The sequence below is a fragment of the Mesorhizobium sophorae genome (genome assembly GCF_002270415.1).
GTDB lineage: Bacteria > Pseudomonadota > Alphaproteobacteria > Rhizobiales > Rhizobiaceae > Mesorhizobium > Mesorhizobium sophorae.
Map to the genome: position 1 here is coordinate 113,902 of NZ_NNRI01000001.1, position 16,266 is coordinate 130,167.

16 protein-coding genes are annotated in these 16,266 nt (G+C 61.6%); 4 read left to right on the forward strand and 12 right to left on the reverse strand.

Features of this window, described 5'->3' with window-relative positions; translation table 11 throughout:
- Positions 1-8: 8 nt before the first annotated feature.
- The 11 genes from CGZ66_RS00430 to CGZ66_RS00480 all read right to left on the reverse strand — a co-directional run bounded on the left by CGZ66_RS00430 (position 9) and on the right by CGZ66_RS00480 (position 11,515).
- Complete coding sequence (locus tag CGZ66_RS00430) at positions 9-419, reverse strand: hypothetical protein (protein ID WP_095080432.1); 411 nt, start codon at positions 417-419, stop codon at positions 9-11.
- A gap of 427 nt (positions 420-846) precedes the next feature.
- Positions 847-2,382: an alpha/beta hydrolase family protein gene (locus CGZ66_RS00435; RefSeq protein ID WP_167391933.1), complete on the reverse strand. Its 1,536-nt coding sequence runs from the start codon at positions 2,380-2,382 to the stop codon at positions 847-849.
- A gap of 51 nt (positions 2,383-2,433) precedes the next feature.
- The gene (locus CGZ66_RS00440; RefSeq protein ID WP_095080438.1) at positions 2,434-4,371 is read right to left on the reverse strand and encodes a RiPP maturation radical SAM C-methyltransferase; all 1,938 of its coding nucleotides are present in this window, start codon (positions 4,369-4,371) and stop codon (positions 2,434-2,436) included.
- Complete coding sequence (locus CGZ66_RS00445) at positions 4,355-4,927, reverse strand: hypothetical protein (RefSeq protein WP_095080440.1); 573 nt, start codon at positions 4,925-4,927, stop codon at positions 4,355-4,357. Before CGZ66_RS00445 ends, CGZ66_RS00440 begins: the two co-directional genes overlap by 17 nt.
- 73 nt (positions 4,928-5,000) lie before the next feature.
- Entirely contained in the window at positions 5,001-5,546 is a 546-nt protein-coding gene (locus CGZ66_RS00450) for a hypothetical protein (protein ID WP_095080443.1), read from the reverse strand.
- The gene (locus tag CGZ66_RS00455; protein ID WP_095080445.1) at positions 5,539-6,624 is read right to left on the reverse strand and encodes a radical SAM protein; all 1,086 of its coding nucleotides are present in this window, start codon (positions 6,622-6,624) and stop codon (positions 5,539-5,541) included. The genes CGZ66_RS00450 and CGZ66_RS00455 overlap by 8 nt, the downstream gene beginning before the upstream one ends.
- Complete coding sequence (locus tag CGZ66_RS00460) at positions 6,621-7,541, reverse strand: carboxypeptidase-like regulatory domain-containing protein (RefSeq protein ID WP_095080447.1); 921 nt, start codon at positions 7,539-7,541, stop codon at positions 6,621-6,623. The genes CGZ66_RS00455 and CGZ66_RS00460 overlap by 4 nt, the downstream gene beginning before the upstream one ends.
- Before the next feature lie 299 nt (positions 7,542-7,840).
- Complete coding sequence (locus CGZ66_RS00465; RefSeq protein WP_095080449.1) at positions 7,841-9,052, reverse strand: radical SAM/SPASM domain-containing protein; 1,212 nt, start codon at positions 9,050-9,052, stop codon at positions 7,841-7,843.
- Positions 9,049-10,395 (reverse strand): radical SAM/SPASM domain-containing protein, encoded by a 1,347-nt coding sequence (locus CGZ66_RS00470; protein ID WP_095080450.1) that lies wholly within the window; start codon positions 10,393-10,395, stop codon positions 9,049-9,051. Before CGZ66_RS00470 ends, CGZ66_RS00465 begins: the two co-directional genes overlap by 4 nt.
- A gap of 12 nt (positions 10,396-10,407) precedes the next feature.
- Positions 10,408-10,953 (reverse strand): hypothetical protein, encoded by a 546-nt coding sequence (locus CGZ66_RS00475; protein WP_143748630.1) that lies wholly within the window; start codon positions 10,951-10,953, stop codon positions 10,408-10,410.
- Between the two features lie 43 nt (positions 10,954-10,996).
- Positions 10,997-11,515 (reverse strand): hypothetical protein, encoded by a 519-nt coding sequence (locus CGZ66_RS00480; RefSeq protein ID WP_095080452.1) that lies wholly within the window; start codon positions 11,513-11,515, stop codon positions 10,997-10,999.
- Positions 11,516-11,878: 363 nt separating this feature from the next.
- On the opposite strand from CGZ66_RS00480, the gene CGZ66_RS00485 reads away from it, so the two are divergent.
- The 3 genes from CGZ66_RS00485 (at position 11,879) to CGZ66_RS00495 (ending at position 14,281) form a co-directional block, all read left to right on the forward strand.
- Positions 11,879-12,502, forward strand: coding sequence for an SdpI family protein (locus tag CGZ66_RS00485; protein ID WP_095080453.1), 624 nt, complete (start codon positions 11,879-11,881; stop codon positions 12,500-12,502).
- Positions 12,503-12,812: 310 nt separating this feature from the next.
- Entirely contained in the window at positions 12,813-13,400 is a 588-nt protein-coding gene (locus tag CGZ66_RS00490; RefSeq protein WP_095080455.1) for a TetR/AcrR family transcriptional regulator, read from the forward strand.
- Between the two features lie 293 nt (positions 13,401-13,693).
- Positions 13,694-14,281, forward strand: a complete 588-nt coding sequence (locus tag CGZ66_RS00495; RefSeq protein ID WP_095080456.1) for a DUF308 domain-containing protein — start codon at positions 13,694-13,696, stop codon at positions 14,279-14,281.
- A 119-nt stretch (positions 14,282-14,400) separates the two neighbouring features.
- On the opposite strand, the gene CGZ66_RS00500 is transcribed toward CGZ66_RS00495, so the two are convergent.
- Positions 14,401-15,048, reverse strand: a complete 648-nt coding sequence (locus CGZ66_RS00500; RefSeq protein WP_095080457.1) for a helix-turn-helix domain-containing protein — start codon at positions 15,046-15,048, stop codon at positions 14,401-14,403.
- Positions 15,049-15,227: 179 nt separating this feature from the next.
- On the opposite strand from CGZ66_RS00500, the gene CGZ66_RS00505 reads away from it, so the two are divergent.
- A protein-coding gene (locus tag CGZ66_RS00505; protein ID WP_417568608.1) for an IS630 family transposase occupies positions 15,228-16,174 on the forward strand; the annotation gives its coding sequence in 2 pieces (ribosomal slippage) (positions 15,228-15,569 and positions 15,572-16,174; 945 coding nt in all).
- The last annotated feature ends 92 nt before the right edge of the window (positions 16,175-16,266 follow it).

Sequence of the window (16,266 nt, forward strand, 5' to 3'; positions counted from 1 at the left end):
GAGCAATGTCATTCGTCGGATTTGCCGCTCGCCAGTGTCTGCAGGTCGGCCAGGTAGTCCGAAAAATTCGCGCGTGCCTTTTGCTGGGCTTCGTCATATGCGGACGCCAACTGCTCGCCCAAGTCCTTCATGGTCTGCCCGACGCTGTTCTGATGCTTGCTGATCACTTGCCCGTACTGGCGCGCGTGATCGAGCCATGCAGAGGCGGCGCGCTGTTGCGCGTCGTCGCCGTTGCCAGCCTCGCTCAACGCCCGCTGCCACGAGGCCATGATTTGTTGGAGTTGATCACGGGCCGGGACTTCGGCCTCTTCCAGCTGCTGGCGGCTGCGGCCGTAGAGTTCCTGGGCGCGCGCTGCATATTGCTGCGCCACCTCAAACCCTTTCAGGCAGTAGTTCGAATAGGCATTTTCAGCACTCATGGCGAGCTCCCGCGATCGTGGGCCCTCTGACGGCTCAGGCGCAGAACGTCGCTTGGAAGCGACTTCGTCGGACGCGCGACTTCTACGTCGGACCATGCCGGCCCTCCCGAAAAAAACTAGTCGTAGCGTTGCCGAACGGTCCCGTCTGTCGCTTCCAAGACAAACAGACTCCTGATCGGCCTCCAAATCGGACGGCTTCACTACGCTCTAGCGGCTCGCATCTGCGCCGCACAAGCAACTTAAAGTTTGCAATGCTCATCGTCAACAGATTTATTTTAATCTGTATTATTAAAATAAAATTGTTATAGAAAGAAATACTGCAAAAAATTTGCGACAGGCGCCATGACTGAGGTCAGGTGCCGAGAATTGCTATCTACAATCGAACGCTTCGCCAGAATGTATTTGGCCAAGCGTGACGCACTCGGCGTCAACGTCGCGGTTTGGGTGCACTGGCAGCAAGTCCGGCAATCCATTCAGCAACGGCTGCGAGGTACTCCGGGTTCGGTGGCAGATCCTGGCGGTAACGCTCCGGCGTCGACACTTCGGGCTCGAGCCGGAATAGATGGTCGGCGTTGTGGATTTCGTTGTATGTGGAGCGGACATTGTGGCTGCGGGCGGCGCGGTGCAGCGCTTTGGCATCACGGTCTGCCGATGTCTGAATGTCTTTGTCGCCGTGCAAGATCAGCATCGGACAGCGGACGGCTCCAACCGCTGCGCGTGGATCGGTTTCGAGAACGGCCGGATCGGTGAGCGGTCTCAGGCCCCCGAGCCGCAGTTCCGCGCCATCTGTCCTTGCTTCCCGGTCTAGCCACTGCCGTAGTGCCGCGTCTCGCTTGCCGGCCTCTTCCTCCGACACCTGCAGGCGTGCGCTCTCGCGTGCATTCTGTTCCATCAGGATGTCGCGCAACGGCCTGCCCGGGGGCGCAAGCAGGATCAGGCCGGCCGGCGCCAGGGCCGGGTCGGCCGACAACAGCTGCAGGATCACAAGGGCGCCAAGGCTATGACCGGCTGCGAAAAGATGCAGGGCATCGATGTCGGCGCGCGCGGCGAGCCAGCGCCAGGCGGCGGCGGCATCGGCCAGCCGCGTCGCGCCCAAGGGGCGGTCAGCCTTGCCGAATCCGGTTTTGCCTGCTCCGCGCGCATCTATCGCCAGGCTGGCTACGCCGACTTGCGCGAGCGCATCCATCGTCTCGAGTGTCTTCAGGCGCATGCCGGGCGCACCGCCCCAGCGGGTGATGGAGCCCGACCCATTCAGGAACAGGCAGGCCGGACTAGGCCCGGCCGGTTCACGTCCGTGCACGAACAGGCCGTGCAGCGTGATATCCTCGCTTTCGATCGTAACTTCTTCGCGGTCGATGCCAGGGGGAGGCGGTGGTGGTTCGATGCTTTCCTCGGCGCCGCGAAGGGTCTCAATCGGCGCCGCGTGGAACACCGGCGTGCTCGCCCGCCCGATAAGCGTTCCCTTCTCGTCCATTGCCACGGCGGAAACCAGGGCGCCACTGGCGCTCATGTTGAGCCGTATGCCGATCGACGTCTCCCAGTCCAGCGCTCCGGCAGGCGCGACGTCGAACTCGCGCACTGCCAGCGCTTCGGGCGAAAAGTAGTGAAGTTTGCGTGGACCTTCATCGCGATCGAGCGCGGCAAGACAGCGCGAAAGCTGGAGAAGTAAATTCTGTTGAAGCACGAGGTCGGGTGCGGCAGTCAGCGCCAACTCATGCTCGTTGCCGTCGCGCAAGGTAAGGAGCGCGCGGTTCTGACCGAAAACGGCGCGGTGAAGCACGGCGCCGGATGAAAACAGCGAATAGTTCGCAACCTTGCCGTCATTACCGATTTCAATGACTGCCGCTTCTTGAACAGGCTTGGGTCCGCCAACCTTCTCGGCGTGCGTGGTCCAATGATATTCGTCGACGGTCGACGATACGCGCCGCCGCGCCTGTTCGACGAAGAGTTCGCCGCGAAGCAAAATTTGGAAACCCTCCATGCGAGGCAAATCGATTGGCTTCATTGCACCGGCTCAGGTCACCGCCGCTTCGTCTTGTCGGGCAAAGCGCATCGATGGCGCCGCCATATCGACGTGCTCGGCATCCTGGCTCGTGTCGGCGGCAACTTGGATCGCCAGCGCAAGGTAGAGATCGTCCTCCTGGAGAACGAGGTCGTTTTGGATGAAGCCTTGCACCGTTTTGGCCACGGTTTCCTCGTCCCATGCGCGATCGGGCGCAACGCCGCGCAAATTGGCGGTGAGAGAAGCAATGGATTGAATGCTGTCGAGGCCGAGATAGACGAGCCGATCGTCCCCTACCAATATGTAAGGGCGAACCGGGTGATCCGGCCGCAGGTCGATGATCGTAACCAGATCGGTGCCGACGATAGCGCTCAGCGCGGCGTGCCGGTGCTCCTGCTTCCAGTCCTGCGCCTCGCGCCAGGCGCGATTGATCCCCTCCAGCGTCTGCGCGTCGGTGGTCCCGCGGTAGGTGAAGAAATAGGCGATGCGCGCCCGTGCACCTGGTGAAACGCCCGGGTAGCAAAGGTCATAGGATGGGTATGGCTTGATGTCGGAAAGCCCGAAATCGTCCGGCCGATCGAACATCGGCGAGAATCGGTCCAGCCGAAACGCAGCGAAGGACGACGGTGGGGTCAGGTGACGTATCGACCGCATGAAACGGATGGCTTCCTCATAGTCCTCCGGCCGTTCCCCGGGAAAGCCGCAGAGAACGTTCCAGGTGACCAGCATCTTGTGCTGGCGGACCCATTTCAAGGTCTGCACATTCTGGATGCCGCGAATGCCCTTGTCCATGAGCTTGAGCACATGCGTGTTCAGGTGCTCGATTCCGGGCTGCATCCAGGTCGTTCCCAGGCGCCTGAGAACCCCGATCTGGTCCTTCTTGAGGTTTGCCTTGGTTTCGTAGAACAGCTGCAGCTTGGTGCCGTCCTCCACCAGGGACGGAAACACCGTCGCGAAGTAGCGCATGTCGACAATGTTGTCGGTTGCGAAAAAGGTATGAATCCCCGTGCTGTCGCGCAGATGGCGGAACTCGGCCAGCGCGCGGTCCGCCGACTTTGCACGGTAGCCGATACCGAGACCGTTGAGGCCGCAAAAGGTGCAGTGGTGCTTTTCGCCCCACCAGCATCCGCGCGAGGTTTCGATGGTCAGCTCCGGTTCGATGAATTGCGGCACCGTGGACCGCTCGAACGCGGCGAGGAAATCGCTGTGATCGGGGAAGGGGAGGCTGTCCATGTCGCGGATCGCAGCTTGTGGCACGAGGCTCTCGACCGTTTCGCCTCCCGCGCCACGATAGACAAGGCCGCCAATGGTGGACATGTCCGCACCTTTGCGAACGGCCTCGATCAACTGCGGAAAACTCGTATCGGACTCGCCGCGGCAGACCGCGTCGATGAAGGTGAAGCTGCGATGCAGTTCAAGCCCCATCTCACCCTCGCAATTGGCGCCGCCGAACACGACATGGAGGTTTGGCGCGCGCGCCTTGAGCGCCTTGGCCATGGCAAGGCTTGCGAGGTTCTGCTGAAAGGTGCTCGAGAAACCGACAATGTCGACGTCTTGAAGGTCGATCGCTTCCGCCAGATCGTCGATGTACTGGGGAGCCTGCTCCCGTGCGTAGCGGATCTGGCCCAGGAAGGCATTGGGGTAGTAATCGCCCGGCGTGGTCCTGGCATATCTATCGAAGGCCTCGTCGGGTAGCGCGTCGTGTCTCCAAAGTGCGCGGCTGAACACCCATTCCCCCGGCAGGTCGTGCGTCGGAGCGCTTTGCGCGATCCTCTGATAGAGCGGAAAGCCGATGCGGTCGGCAAAGCGGTGATTGGCGTAGAATACGTCGCATGCAATGCCTTGCTGTCGCAGACGCGCGGCAAACAGGCTTACGCCCAGGGCCGGCCTTTCGATCGGCAGGAACGGCATCACGCACAGCAGCACTTTCGAATTAGCGGCCTTTCGCATTGGCGGCCTCCGAGGCTTGCTGTGTTCGCCGATCCAGTTCGGCGAGGCGGACTTCCAGCCGCGACAGGCTCGCCAACCGGCTCTCCAGAACCGAAATGCGCGCGGCGAGAGGCTCGATCGCCTTGCCAACCGTGCTTCCAGACTTGAAGGAGCCGGTGACGGCGATCGCTGTCACCGCAACCGCCACTGCCACGGCTTCGGCAATGATCGCCACGTCGACGTCGACATAGGCAAACGCCCCGGCGAGATCGGTCGGGTTGGCGATGCCGACTTCAGGATGATGCGCAAGGATGTATTCGCGCAGCCGGTCTAGTTCCCCGCGGCTATGCAGTTCGACCACCTGAGGGTCGAAGAACAGCCGGATTATTGCCTTCTCGCGGTCGCCAAGCGCAATCGTCTGGTCGGCGTCCACGCCATAGGTCCGCAACACCGTTCCGGGATGATCGCAGAAACTGTCGAGCACTCTGCGGTCGGCAGCGATGTCGTCGCGCAGCCGGGCCAGCCCGACCGGTGGAGGTGCCGTCACAAATTCCCGCAACAGTTCCCTTTGCCGCATACCAGCCCTCCGGTGTCCACACGGACGAAGACACGGGGGTGAACGCTATGGGCGTTCACCCGGTGATGCCGCGTCAGCGAATGCGCTGCTCGAGACGGGTGACCTTCGCATCGAGCTTGTCGACAAGATTGACCCGAGCCTCGAGCGCCGCCACCTTGGCGCTGAGAATTCCCGCCTCGGCCTCGATCGTTGCCAGCTTGGAAAACCTGTCGGCTGCACCCGCCACAACGATCGCCGCGACGGCCACCGCAACGGCGACGACCTCGACCTCGATAGCCACGTCGAAGTCCGCGACCGCCACTGCGTGGGTGTCGCCGGGATTGGTGATCACGATTTCCCTGTACTTGTCCGTGATGTGGGCGCGCAGGTCGTCGATCTTGCCGCTGTTGTACAATTCGATGACGCGAGGATCGGAGAACATCCGGATCATCGCCTTTTCACGGTCGCCGAGCTTGATATCGCCGCTCACCGCAAGGCCGTGATCCTTCAGCACCGCTGACGGTTTGTCGACGAATTTCTCGAGCAGGCTCGGGTCGGACGCAAGTCTTTCTGACAGGTTCCTGACTTTTTCCGGAGGGTTATCGCTGACGAGTTTTCTGATGAGATCGCTATCATGCATGGTCTATGGCCTCCTGCCGGGATGAGGCGATTGGCGTATGCCGGGTGGACTGGTCCGGCCATTCTGCCTCGGGTTTTTGATGAGCCAGCCGATAACGGTAAAGGACGTCGTCGCGCCGCTCGCGCCAATGGTGGGCAAGCACGTCGCGCACCAATGCATCGTCATAGAGCGCGCGGCATGCGTCACAGTGATGATTGAAACGGTTCTCCCAGTCGATGCGTGGATCGATCGTGGAAGCCCAGGCGAGTATGTGCTCCGGCCCCTCTACCGCGAGCCATATCTTCAGGAAATCATTGCCGGCGGCTTCCGCGAGTTCCACGAGCGTTGCGTCTTGAAGCGATCCGATCTGCATTTCGGGAATCTGTTCGCGCGTCAAACCGCAGCAGGCGCCGACCTCGCCGCGCGGATTGACCACCATCGTGTCCAGAACGCTTTCACAGGGCGCGCGGCGGTGAATGTTCAGGTGGTTGGTCAGGCTGGCGGGGCCATGCCGCACGGAATCGCGATCCTCCATCGCCATCCAGGGACTGTCGAACACAATGAGGTTGGGATGGTCGCGGATCGCTGCCATCTCCGGATGAGAGAGCAGTCCCTGGGCATGAAAAGTCCGGTCCATTTCGCGTTCCACCACGACAACGGCATTCATGCCGAGCCTGATCGCTGCGGCTGCGCCATAGGCGATGCGCTCGACCGGTACGAACTGCTGATGGTGGTCGCCGGTGCTCAAGTTGATTTCACGCAGGCCAGCCCTGTAGAGCGGCTCGAGGCGTGCGTGCGCGGCTTGCACCGACTTCGCCCAATAGCCGTTGGTGACACACCGGCTGGCGAGCCCTCGCTCGGTGCAGCGCGCAACCGCCACGACAAGCTCATCTTCCAGCATGAAGCATTCCCCGCCGGAGAAAACCACAAGCTTCATCGACGGCATCTCCGCCGCCTGCTCAATGGCATCGAGCATTCGCCACAACGGCAGTTTCTCCGCGATCCCGGGATGCGAAGCGAAGCAGCAGTTCTCGCAGGCCGCCGTGCATTGGTAGGACGTCAGCAAGGTCAGCGTGGTTGGTTTCCTGCCGGCGTTCATGCGTTGCCCTCCCGCATCTGTCTGATGACAGGGTCGAACATTGCGAAATAGGCCGGCTGTGCCTCGGACGCGCCAGCTATCACCAGGGCGATGCGCGCTATCAGCGGACCTGCCTCGAGCACGGTCTGGTCGGACGGCTCGCCGGCCCAACGCCCGCGCGCGCTCGGCCGCGTCGGAATTGCCGGGTTTGCATCGGGCTGCAGCATGTGGGCAAGGCCGGCCGGAATCAGCACGTCGCGAATTCCGGCCTGGGTGCGGCAAACCTCGGACATCACCGCCTTCCATGGCGCGCTGTAGAGCGCCAGCATCATCAACGCGTCGGCGATATCCAGGCGGTCCAGTCCGTCGACTGCCGTCCGCGCTTCATCCGCCACCTGAGCTGGTTCACAATTCAGCATTTCGGTGACCGCCTCATTGGCGAACACCGTGGCGAGCAATGCCTCGAGACGGCAGCGCCGGTCGACAATGCTCCAGAACAGCCGCTGGGCAAGCGGCCGGCGCGGGGTGGGAAATCCTATGCAAAGCAGCCGCCGGACATGGTGCCGCTCGCTTTTTTCGATCGCATCCGACGCATCAAGCGGCGCCTCGACCGCATTGAGGACGGCGCGATCGCTGAGGAGACAGGATACGAGCCGAGAGACCGAATGGCGGGCAGGGATCAGCGTATCCTCGTCGGCCCCGATATCGATGATCAGCGGTTGGCGCCCCGGCTTTCTTTTCAGTTGCAGATTGATCCGCTCGCGCCCACCCGCGGCAAGCATGATCTCCATCTCCACCGTTTCGTGCCGCGGGCTCGCAACATGCAGTCTGAACTTGCCGGGCGGCAAAGCCCTGAACAGTAAACCGTCGAAGGCGCGGGCGTAGCGAAGGATGCGCCATGTGCGTCCGCTGTCGAGATGGGTCAGTACCGGGAACATGTTTCCTTGCGGAAGCCGTCCGTCTTCGTCGCGTATTTCCAGCTCAAGACAGCACGCGACGGTCGACGACGTCGCTTGGTCAACTGGAGAAAGCATACTCATGGGACGCCGCTCCTGCCGCATCGATATAACCACCGATGCTCCGAAAATCCGTCCTGGCCACAGAATTACACCCGCACTAAGAAATACCGACTAAGAGATTCGAGATATATCTGTTGTGTATACAAATATAAATGCCGCGCCGACTAAATATCAGCGCAGGTTTCAGCACTTTTCAAGACTTTTTTATTATATGTTACTCATATTACATTTTCAAGCGATCCAGTTGAAATTTTCATATCTTCCGGCGCGCCAGGCAGTCGCCGGCCGGTGTCGAAAAAGCCGGCCGCGATCACGCCTTCCTCGTCACGCTCCGCCAGCTCCGACCGCTTCGGTTCGCTCGCGGCCGAGATTTCATCCTTCTCGAGAAATCGCTTGAGCAGCCAATGATCGAGGCGCGCATCGACTTCCTTCGCGCACAAGCCTTTCGTGGCCGCGACGCAGACGTCGCAAATCGAGGCGTAGCCGTCAGGGTCGGAGGAGCGATCTGGGCTCATTTCCGCAATCGCCTCATGGAGTGCGCGCGGACCGAACTGATTTATGAACCGGAAATGCGTCCGCGTTTGCATCGCGTCAAACAGATCCGCGAGCGAACGCTCACGCACGTTGCCGACCGTGAAGCTCGCGATCTTGCCGCCGGCGCAGCAGCACGCCTGAAAACTGCCGTCGGGGTAGATGACCGGTCGGTTCACCACTTCTTGGCAAGGCGTATACGTGTAGGTGGCGAGATCCGAGCGGTAATGCTCTTCGGGGTATTCGGCGGCGCGTCCAAGGCCGACAAGCCTGCCAAACGAGAGGTTCACCATCTGGGTCAATTCGGGCGGCACGGTATCGGTAGCCACCTGCCTGATGAACTCGTCCTCGTCGAAGAGGCGGATCTTCTCGGTGGGGATGCCGTAAAGTTGCGAGAACAGGGCGACAGGATCGCCCGGCATATTGAGGACCGTGTTGACGATGACCGGAAAGCCTGCTTCCCAGGCGATCTCGATTGCGCGACGGAAAACCTCGGCCGGAAGGAATTCCAGGTGAAATTTGTCGGCACTGAAATTGAGGGAATCAAGCCCGGCGAGCTGGAGCCGGTAGAGAAGGCGCCGGCCGGTGGCTTGATTGCGGCCCCAAAAACCGTTGGTGATCACCCGTGTCGCAAATCCCAGCTGGTTGGCCACGCCAAGCAGGCGCTCCAGGTGGTGCGGGTACATCATCGGCTCGCCGCCGGTGAAGACGATCGTCGACGGCCTGGGATCGAGTGAGGCCGCCTCGGTGATGCAGCGCTCCGCCAATTCCATGGCCATGCTGTCGAAATTGTCCGGGCCGGAAAGGATGCCGCAATGGCGGCAGGCGATCGGGCAACGGTGCGTGAACATGATTCCCAGTTCGAGCGGACGTTGAACGTCTGTGCCGGGTGCATTCATGGCGCGGCCTCCCGGTGACGGGGCTGCGCCGTCTTTGCCGTCGCCGCCCGCAGCCCGGCGTTCGACCAGACACCGCTGCCGGCCGCGCCCAAGAGCGTCGCGAGCGCGGCAAGCTCCTCGAGCCCGCCTTGATCGCCTTCCTCGCCATCCAGCGGCTCCTCGATGATCTCGAAGCGGCCGTAGTCGAACGGCACGCCGGGGGCACGCTCGACCAGACGGATCCGCTCGCGCAGGCCCTGGCCCGCGAGCGTCAGTGCCCGGTGGTGGCAGAACGGGTTGTTCCCGGGACGCCCGAACAGCGCATGTGCCGTCCATGTGCAGCCGGCCTTGCAGCGATCGGCGTGTTCGCAGGTGGCGCAGAACCCCCACAGATCGGAGCGCGTCCTGGCGCCGAGGCCGCGTATACGCTCACTCGACCGCCACATGTCCTCGATCGAGCTGGTGCGCACCGAGCCCGCACCATAGTCGGCGCTCGGCAAGGAGGGACAGCCCTTCAATGTGCCATCGGCTTCAAGGCCCAGCGCAGCCTGGCCCGCGAGGCAACCGCTCCATGTATGCCCGTCGGCGCCGCCGTAGCGCAGATAGGGCTCGTGCGGACCGAAATAGCCGATGTTGTTGCCAGGGAAGAGCTGGACGCCGCCCGGCTCCAGCACCGTCCGCTTGAGCCTTGCGAGCAGCGGCATCACGTTGAGCATATCGTAGGGCTGCAGCAGAAGGTCCGGGCGGTCTGCCGCGCGGCCGAGCGCGACCGTCAATTGCACTTGCCAGGCGCTCGCGCCGATCTCGACCAACAGGTCGGCAAGCGCCGGCAATTCCGGCAGGCTAAGCCGGTTGATCTGGGTGTTGACGCTGAGGCCGATCCGGCCAGTGGCCATGATCCGTCTTGCTGCGTCGAGTGCTGCTTCGTAGCTGCCGATGCGGCCGCGAAGGTGGTCGTGCGTCGCGCCGATGCCGTCGATCGACACGCCGATCCGCCTGATGCCGGCCGCGAGCGCTTCCTGGATGCGGAAATCATCAAAGCGATAGCCGCCCGTCACCATGGTGCAGGCCATTCCGGCCTTGGTGACTGCACTGGCGATGTCGACCCAGTCATCCCGCAAATAGGCCTCGCCGCCGATGAGAGTGACCTCGCGAACGCCAAGCGCCGCAAGCTGCTTCACGGTGTCGAGGGCCTCCTCGAGCGTCAGCTCACCAGGGCGTTCGGCGCCTGCCCGCGAACCGCAATGCCGGCATCCGAGATCGCACTTCAGCGTGATTTCCCAGACGCAGACGCGTGGTGGCTCGGACGGGCCGGACCACCAGCGCACCGTCTTCGTCGGATCACCATCGTAGACGTCAAGCATTGCTGTGCACCATCACTTCACACGTGCGAGAAAGGCGGCGAGCATGTCGGCGTTCACGCCCTCGATGGCAACGCCATCCGGCCCGACGATGGAGAAGCTGAGCTTCTCCTTGGGAACGCGAGCCAGTTCGCGCAGTGACCTCAACTGCTCGACCGATGTCATGGCCAATGATCCGGCTGCCGCCACCTGGGTAGATGAGGACGTCACCACGGAGACGCCGTAGATGACCACCGCCGAGGCAACCGACACGTCGATCCCGGATTTGCCGCCCCCGGCTGCCGAACCCTTCCAGCCGATCACGCCGAACCGCTCCCACAACTCCCCTGCCGTCAACGTCTCCGGCTTGGCCCGTGCGAACTCGTCTTGCCACTCTCGCCCCGAAAACACGTGTTCGAGTTTCTTCAGCAGATCCCGTTCATTGATGCGGTCGGGAAGCGCCAGCACGTCGGGGTTCAGCCCCTCTTCGGACAACACGTCCTTGGGCGATTGGACAAAGCGGTGGCGAAAGTCCTTGTCCTTGCGCAACCGGTTGATGAAACTCGCCGCTTCGGTTCCCATGCCAAGCTCCTTGTTCATCGCATGCTTGCGGGCGTCGGGCCGCTCAGCGCAGGCGGTCGACCAGCGCCTTGATCGCTTCGATGCCGAGGCCGTGCAGTGATCTCCCGTCCGGTCCGCTCACCGCAAAACTGAGGGCCGCTGCTGGCAGCCGGGTCAATTTGCGCAACCGGCCGAGACGCGCCAACTCCACATCCGTGCGGGCTGCGCTGCCCTGCGCCGAAACAAGGGATATGACGGAGGTGGTTGCCGTCGTACCGTAGATGATGCTCGTCGCTGGGATCGACGGCGACGCAAGATCATAGTTGACGCGGATGAAATTGAACTTGTCCCACAGTTCCTGTGCCGACGCATGTCTCAGTGTGGCCGCATCCGGCGGAGCGGAGGAAATTTGCGCGTCGATACGCCGTTCCAGCGCGTCGAAATCGATCTTGGAAGGCAGGTCAAGGAGGTCTGGATCGAGCCCGCTCGCGCGAAGAACGCCGCGCGGATCATCGGCGAATGCCTGCCGGAACGCTTTGTCCCTGTGGAGCTTCTTTATGAAATCTGCATAAGGCGACACCATAGGTTCCCCCTACGCTGAGCGCGTTGGCCATGCCTCTCGAATGTGACAATCGTCAGTTTTCCAGCGTAATATTGTTTCCAAATTCGCGGCGGAAACTTAAAGATTACTACCCTATCGCCAGTTTTCAGGCAAGAAAAGTACGTTATTTAACCGTTGCTAATGTGAGTTAAGAAAGGGTTTACATTGGGCTCACATCGAATGCGAGGCCGTGTTTGGCCATGCCGTTGATCCTGAAGCCGATTCGGGGCAGCATTCCTTCGCGGTAGCGCGAGCGGACCCGGCGCCGCGGACCGGCCGTCTGAACTGGCAAATGGTCGAACAGGGAGATCTCTCATTCACGGAAGGCTGATAGCGCTCATTGTGATGGTATTGAGCGGCATCGTCGCGGCACTCTTCACGTCGCCGGATGCACGCATTGCGGTTCACTGGTCGGCGTCGGGCGAAGCGGACGTCTTTGCGGGCCGCTGGGTCGCATTGCTTGGTGCGCCGGCGCTGCTCGCCGTGCTGTCGATGGTTCTGCACCTGTGGCCGGGGCGGCAGGTCGAGAACAGGCAGGCACCCGGCGAACCCGCAAGAAGTTTTGCGCCGGACCATGCGTGGCTCATCGGCCTTGTGCTGCTCATCCTGCTGCAGGCCTTCTTGATGGCTTCGGCGCTTGGATTCCAGACGAACCGCCTTCGGCTGATGCCGATCATCCTCGGCGTGATCATGATCGTCGTCGGCGCTCGAATGCCGCTCCTGCAGCCCAACCGATGGTTCGGTATCAGAACACCCTGGACCCTTGCGGATCGGGACGTCTGGACGAGAACTCACCGTTTCGGCGGCCCCGTCTTTCGGGCGGCCGGGCTGCTCACCGTGTCGCTGCCTCTTTTCGACTTGTCGGACGATCGCGTCGGCCCGGCGGTGCTGGCTATCCTGCTGGCCGCAGCACTCGCATGTGTGGCTTATTCGTGGTGGATATCCCGGCGACAGAACGGCTCAGGGTGATACGCAGTCCAGGCTGGCCCCGATTCAGCAGTCGAAGCCACTTGGCTGAGGGCGGCTCGATGAACCGTCGACCGGGCGGTGAGGCACCGGCCGCAGCGATTGCCCCTGCTTTTTCGCGCCGCTGCGCGGCAATCCCTGCATACCGCCCCGGTGCAACTGACCGGGAACGATCGCAAGCAGCGGGACGCCGGGCGCACCTGGGAGCAACCGGCGTCCCGACACGTCTGATCCCGCGGCCGGGGCGCCACGGTCCCTAGGTGAACGAGTAAGATCGATTGACAACGATCCTACTAGAAGGTAGGCATGTTGCATGAGCAATCTTGTCATGACCTCCGATCAGATCCTCTCGTCCGCGCGCAACTTCATTGTTTCGGGCGGCTACAACGGCTTCAGCTATGCTGATATCGCTGAGGTGGTGGGGATTCGCAAGGCGAGTATCCACCATCATTTCCCCAGCAAAGTCGACCTTGTTCGCACTCTTGTGGCGCGTCATCGCGAGCGTACCGAGGTCAGCATGGCAGATCTGGAAAGTAAACTCCCTGACCCGCTTGCACTGCTTCAAACCTATGCTGGCTACTGGGCAAAATGCATTGAAGACGCGAGCATCCCGTTTTGCGTCTGCGCGCTGCTTGCCAGCGAACTCCCGGCACTCCCGCCTGAGGTTGCCGTCGAGGTGCGGGCCTACTTTCGATTTCTGTCGTCCTGGTTGACCAAGGTCATGGAGCGGGGCGCTGAACAGGGCGTTCTCAAATTCGCCGGCTCTGCGGAGCAGGAGGCAGAGACTTTCATGGCGACTGTCCATGGCGCGATGTTGTCGGCGCGTGCCTATGGCAGCCCTGCCATCTTTGGCGCGATCCTGACGTCGACCTTGCAGCGCTTATCGGCGAAGGTTCACTGACAAGTTATTTGCGCGGCATGGCGGCGAGCCGCCGCAACCAAATTCGCATCTCACAGGGACCGTTGAGACCTCCAGTGCATCGGTGCTGAAAGTAGCAACTTAGGGTCGGTCATTTCGTATGGCCAATACGGTTCACGATCTCCGCCGCCGCTTGGTTGATCGGTCGTGCCGAGCTCCGGTCGCCCAGCCCCTGCCGTCCGGGACGGCGTCAGACCGCCAAGAAAGTGGTTGACGTCACAGTACATACCTACTAGTAGGTAGGTATTAATATCAAGTGCGAAGGAGAAATCGAAATGCTTGCTAAGATGACTGAAGCCAACCTGGTCAAATCCTCAACCGCCTGGCTCAAAAGCTACTATTTCACACGCTTTGCCGTTTCGACCGCCTGGGTCCTCCTGGCCTTCACGGTAGCCAAGGCAATGCCTCCCCTGGCAGCCATCATGCTGGTCGCCTATCCGGCTTGGGATGCGCTGGCCAACTTCATCGACGCCCAGCGCACCGGCGGCTTGAACCGCAACAAGACGCAGTTGCTCAACTTCGTCATCAGCATCATCACCACGGTGGCAGTCGCCATTGCTCTCGGAAAAGATATGAACACGGTGCTCGCCGTCTTCGGCGTCTGGGCGGTCCTGTCGGGCCTTTTTCAGCTTGCAACCGCGGTCAGGCGCTGGAAGTCCGGCGCGCAGTGGGCAATGGTGTTGAGCGGCGCTCAGTCGGCACTGGCAGGCATTTTCTTTGTGAAGATGGCGGGCAGTGCGGCGACGATCGACATCACCAACATCGCGCCCTATGCGGCCTTCGGCGCCTTCTACTTCCTCGTTTCCGCTGTCTGGTTGACGGTAGTTGATGCGCGGCGCAAGTCGGCCCAAGCGGCTGGCTGAAGAGCGTCGCTTGTCAAACGCTCCTATCCTCCAAGCCCCTCAATCGAAGCGCTGCCCTGCAAGGTCGGCGCTTGCATGATGCGGCGGCGTGCAATGCCTTGTTTTGATGGAAACCGCGATCACTCGCTCATATTCTGAAGCGCATCATGTTTGATTATTTCGACGCAGCGCAGGCTGACCAAGCGGATGATGCCCTTTTCCTTCAGCCTGGTGAATATTCTTGAGACCGTCTCGATGGTGAGGCCGAGATAGTCGCCAATGTCGACACGCGACATCGGCAGCTCGACCTGCCGAAGCCCGCCTTGGCGCTCTGCCATATCGACCAGGAACGCCGCGACGCGCTCGATGGCGTTCTGGCGACCGAGGACCAGCAGGTGCTCCTGCGCCCTGGTCAGCCCCTTAAGCGCCAACGGCAGCAACTGACGGGACATGTCAGCCCCGGCGGCAATGCGGAAGACCCGGACCCCGGTCGCGTTGATTGCTTCGGCGAAGAAATGATGCGTCGTGTCTGCTTCGAAGCCAAATGTCTCTCCCGCAAGATGGAAGGCGCTTATCTGCCGGCGACCATCGGCGAGCAGGCGGTAGACACGAACGGCGCCAAACTCGATTTGGTAGAAAGCTCCGGCCTTCTCGCCCTGGGCATAGATTTCCGCACCGGCGGGAAAGAAGCTAAGCGGCTGCACTGGGGCCGGGTCGAATGCCGCCGGCAGGCTCGGCTGGGCAAAATGCGACGGCAGCGAAATTTTGGAGGTCGTGTAGGCGTGCATGGCTGTTTCCCCGGTTGATCCGTGTCACAGCAATCGCTCGAATCCGCGCCGCGCGAAATTCGGTTATGTCCCTACGGGATACTACCTAGAGCGGTTTTCCCTTAATCGGAGTCGTTTGTTTGCAGTGAACGGCTTGTTCTGATTCCCTGATCGAAGTGATTTGCGGAAGGAGCAGCGGCATGGCACGAGCTTACAGCCTGGATTTGCGGACGCGTGTTATCGAGGCGATAGAGGCAGGCCTGTCGACCCGAGAAGCGGCACGGCGGTTTGCCATCGGGATATCGACGTCTGGTGCATGGTATCGGGCCTGGCGTTCGAGCGGCAATCTGGAACCTGGGCGGCAGGGCAAGCCGAAGGTATCGAAGCTGGACGCGCACGAGACTTTCATTCTCGCCTTGGTCGAGACCGATGAGCGGGACATCACGCTTGCCGAGATCGTCGATCGCCTTGCGGCAGAGCGCGGGGTCAAAGCCAGCCTGACGACGGTCCATGCGTTCTTCGCAAAGCGTGGCATCACGTACAAAAAAAGACAGCGCACGCGGCCGAACAGCAGCGACCGGATGTTTTGGCAGCGCGGGAAGAGTGGTTCGAAGGCCAACTCGATCTCGATCCGAGCCGCCTGATCTTCATCGACGAAAGTGGCCTCAATACCAAGATGGCCCGGCTACGAGGCCGCTCTGCGCGTGGACAGCGTTGCCGGGCGGCTGTTCCTCATGGGCACTGGAAATCCACGACCTTCACGGCCGGCCTGCGCCTCGACGGGATCGTCGCGCCCTGGCTCCTGGACGGCGCCATGGATGGCGAAGCATTCCTGGTCTACTTGCGCCGCGTCCTCGTGCCGACGCTTCAACCCGACGATGTCGTCGTGATGGACAACCTGCCTGCTCATAAAGTGGTCGGTGTCCGCGAAATCATCGAGGCTGCGGGGGCTTCCCTTCGCTATCTTCCGCCCTACTCCCCGGACTTTAACCCCATTGAGATGGCCTTCGCCAAGCTGAAGGCTTTACTGCGAAAGGCAGCAGCCCGGTCCATCCCGGAATTATGGGACGCCGTGGCCGTCGCCATCGATCGTTTCCACCCCAAAGAATGCGAAAACCTGTTCGCCCACGCCGGCTACGATGCCTAACCGTGATTATCCAGAAACTGCTCTAGACTCCCCTTGTCGTGACGACTTCGACAGCGTTGTCAGCCGGGAATTTTCGGCAGGGTCGGCCATAG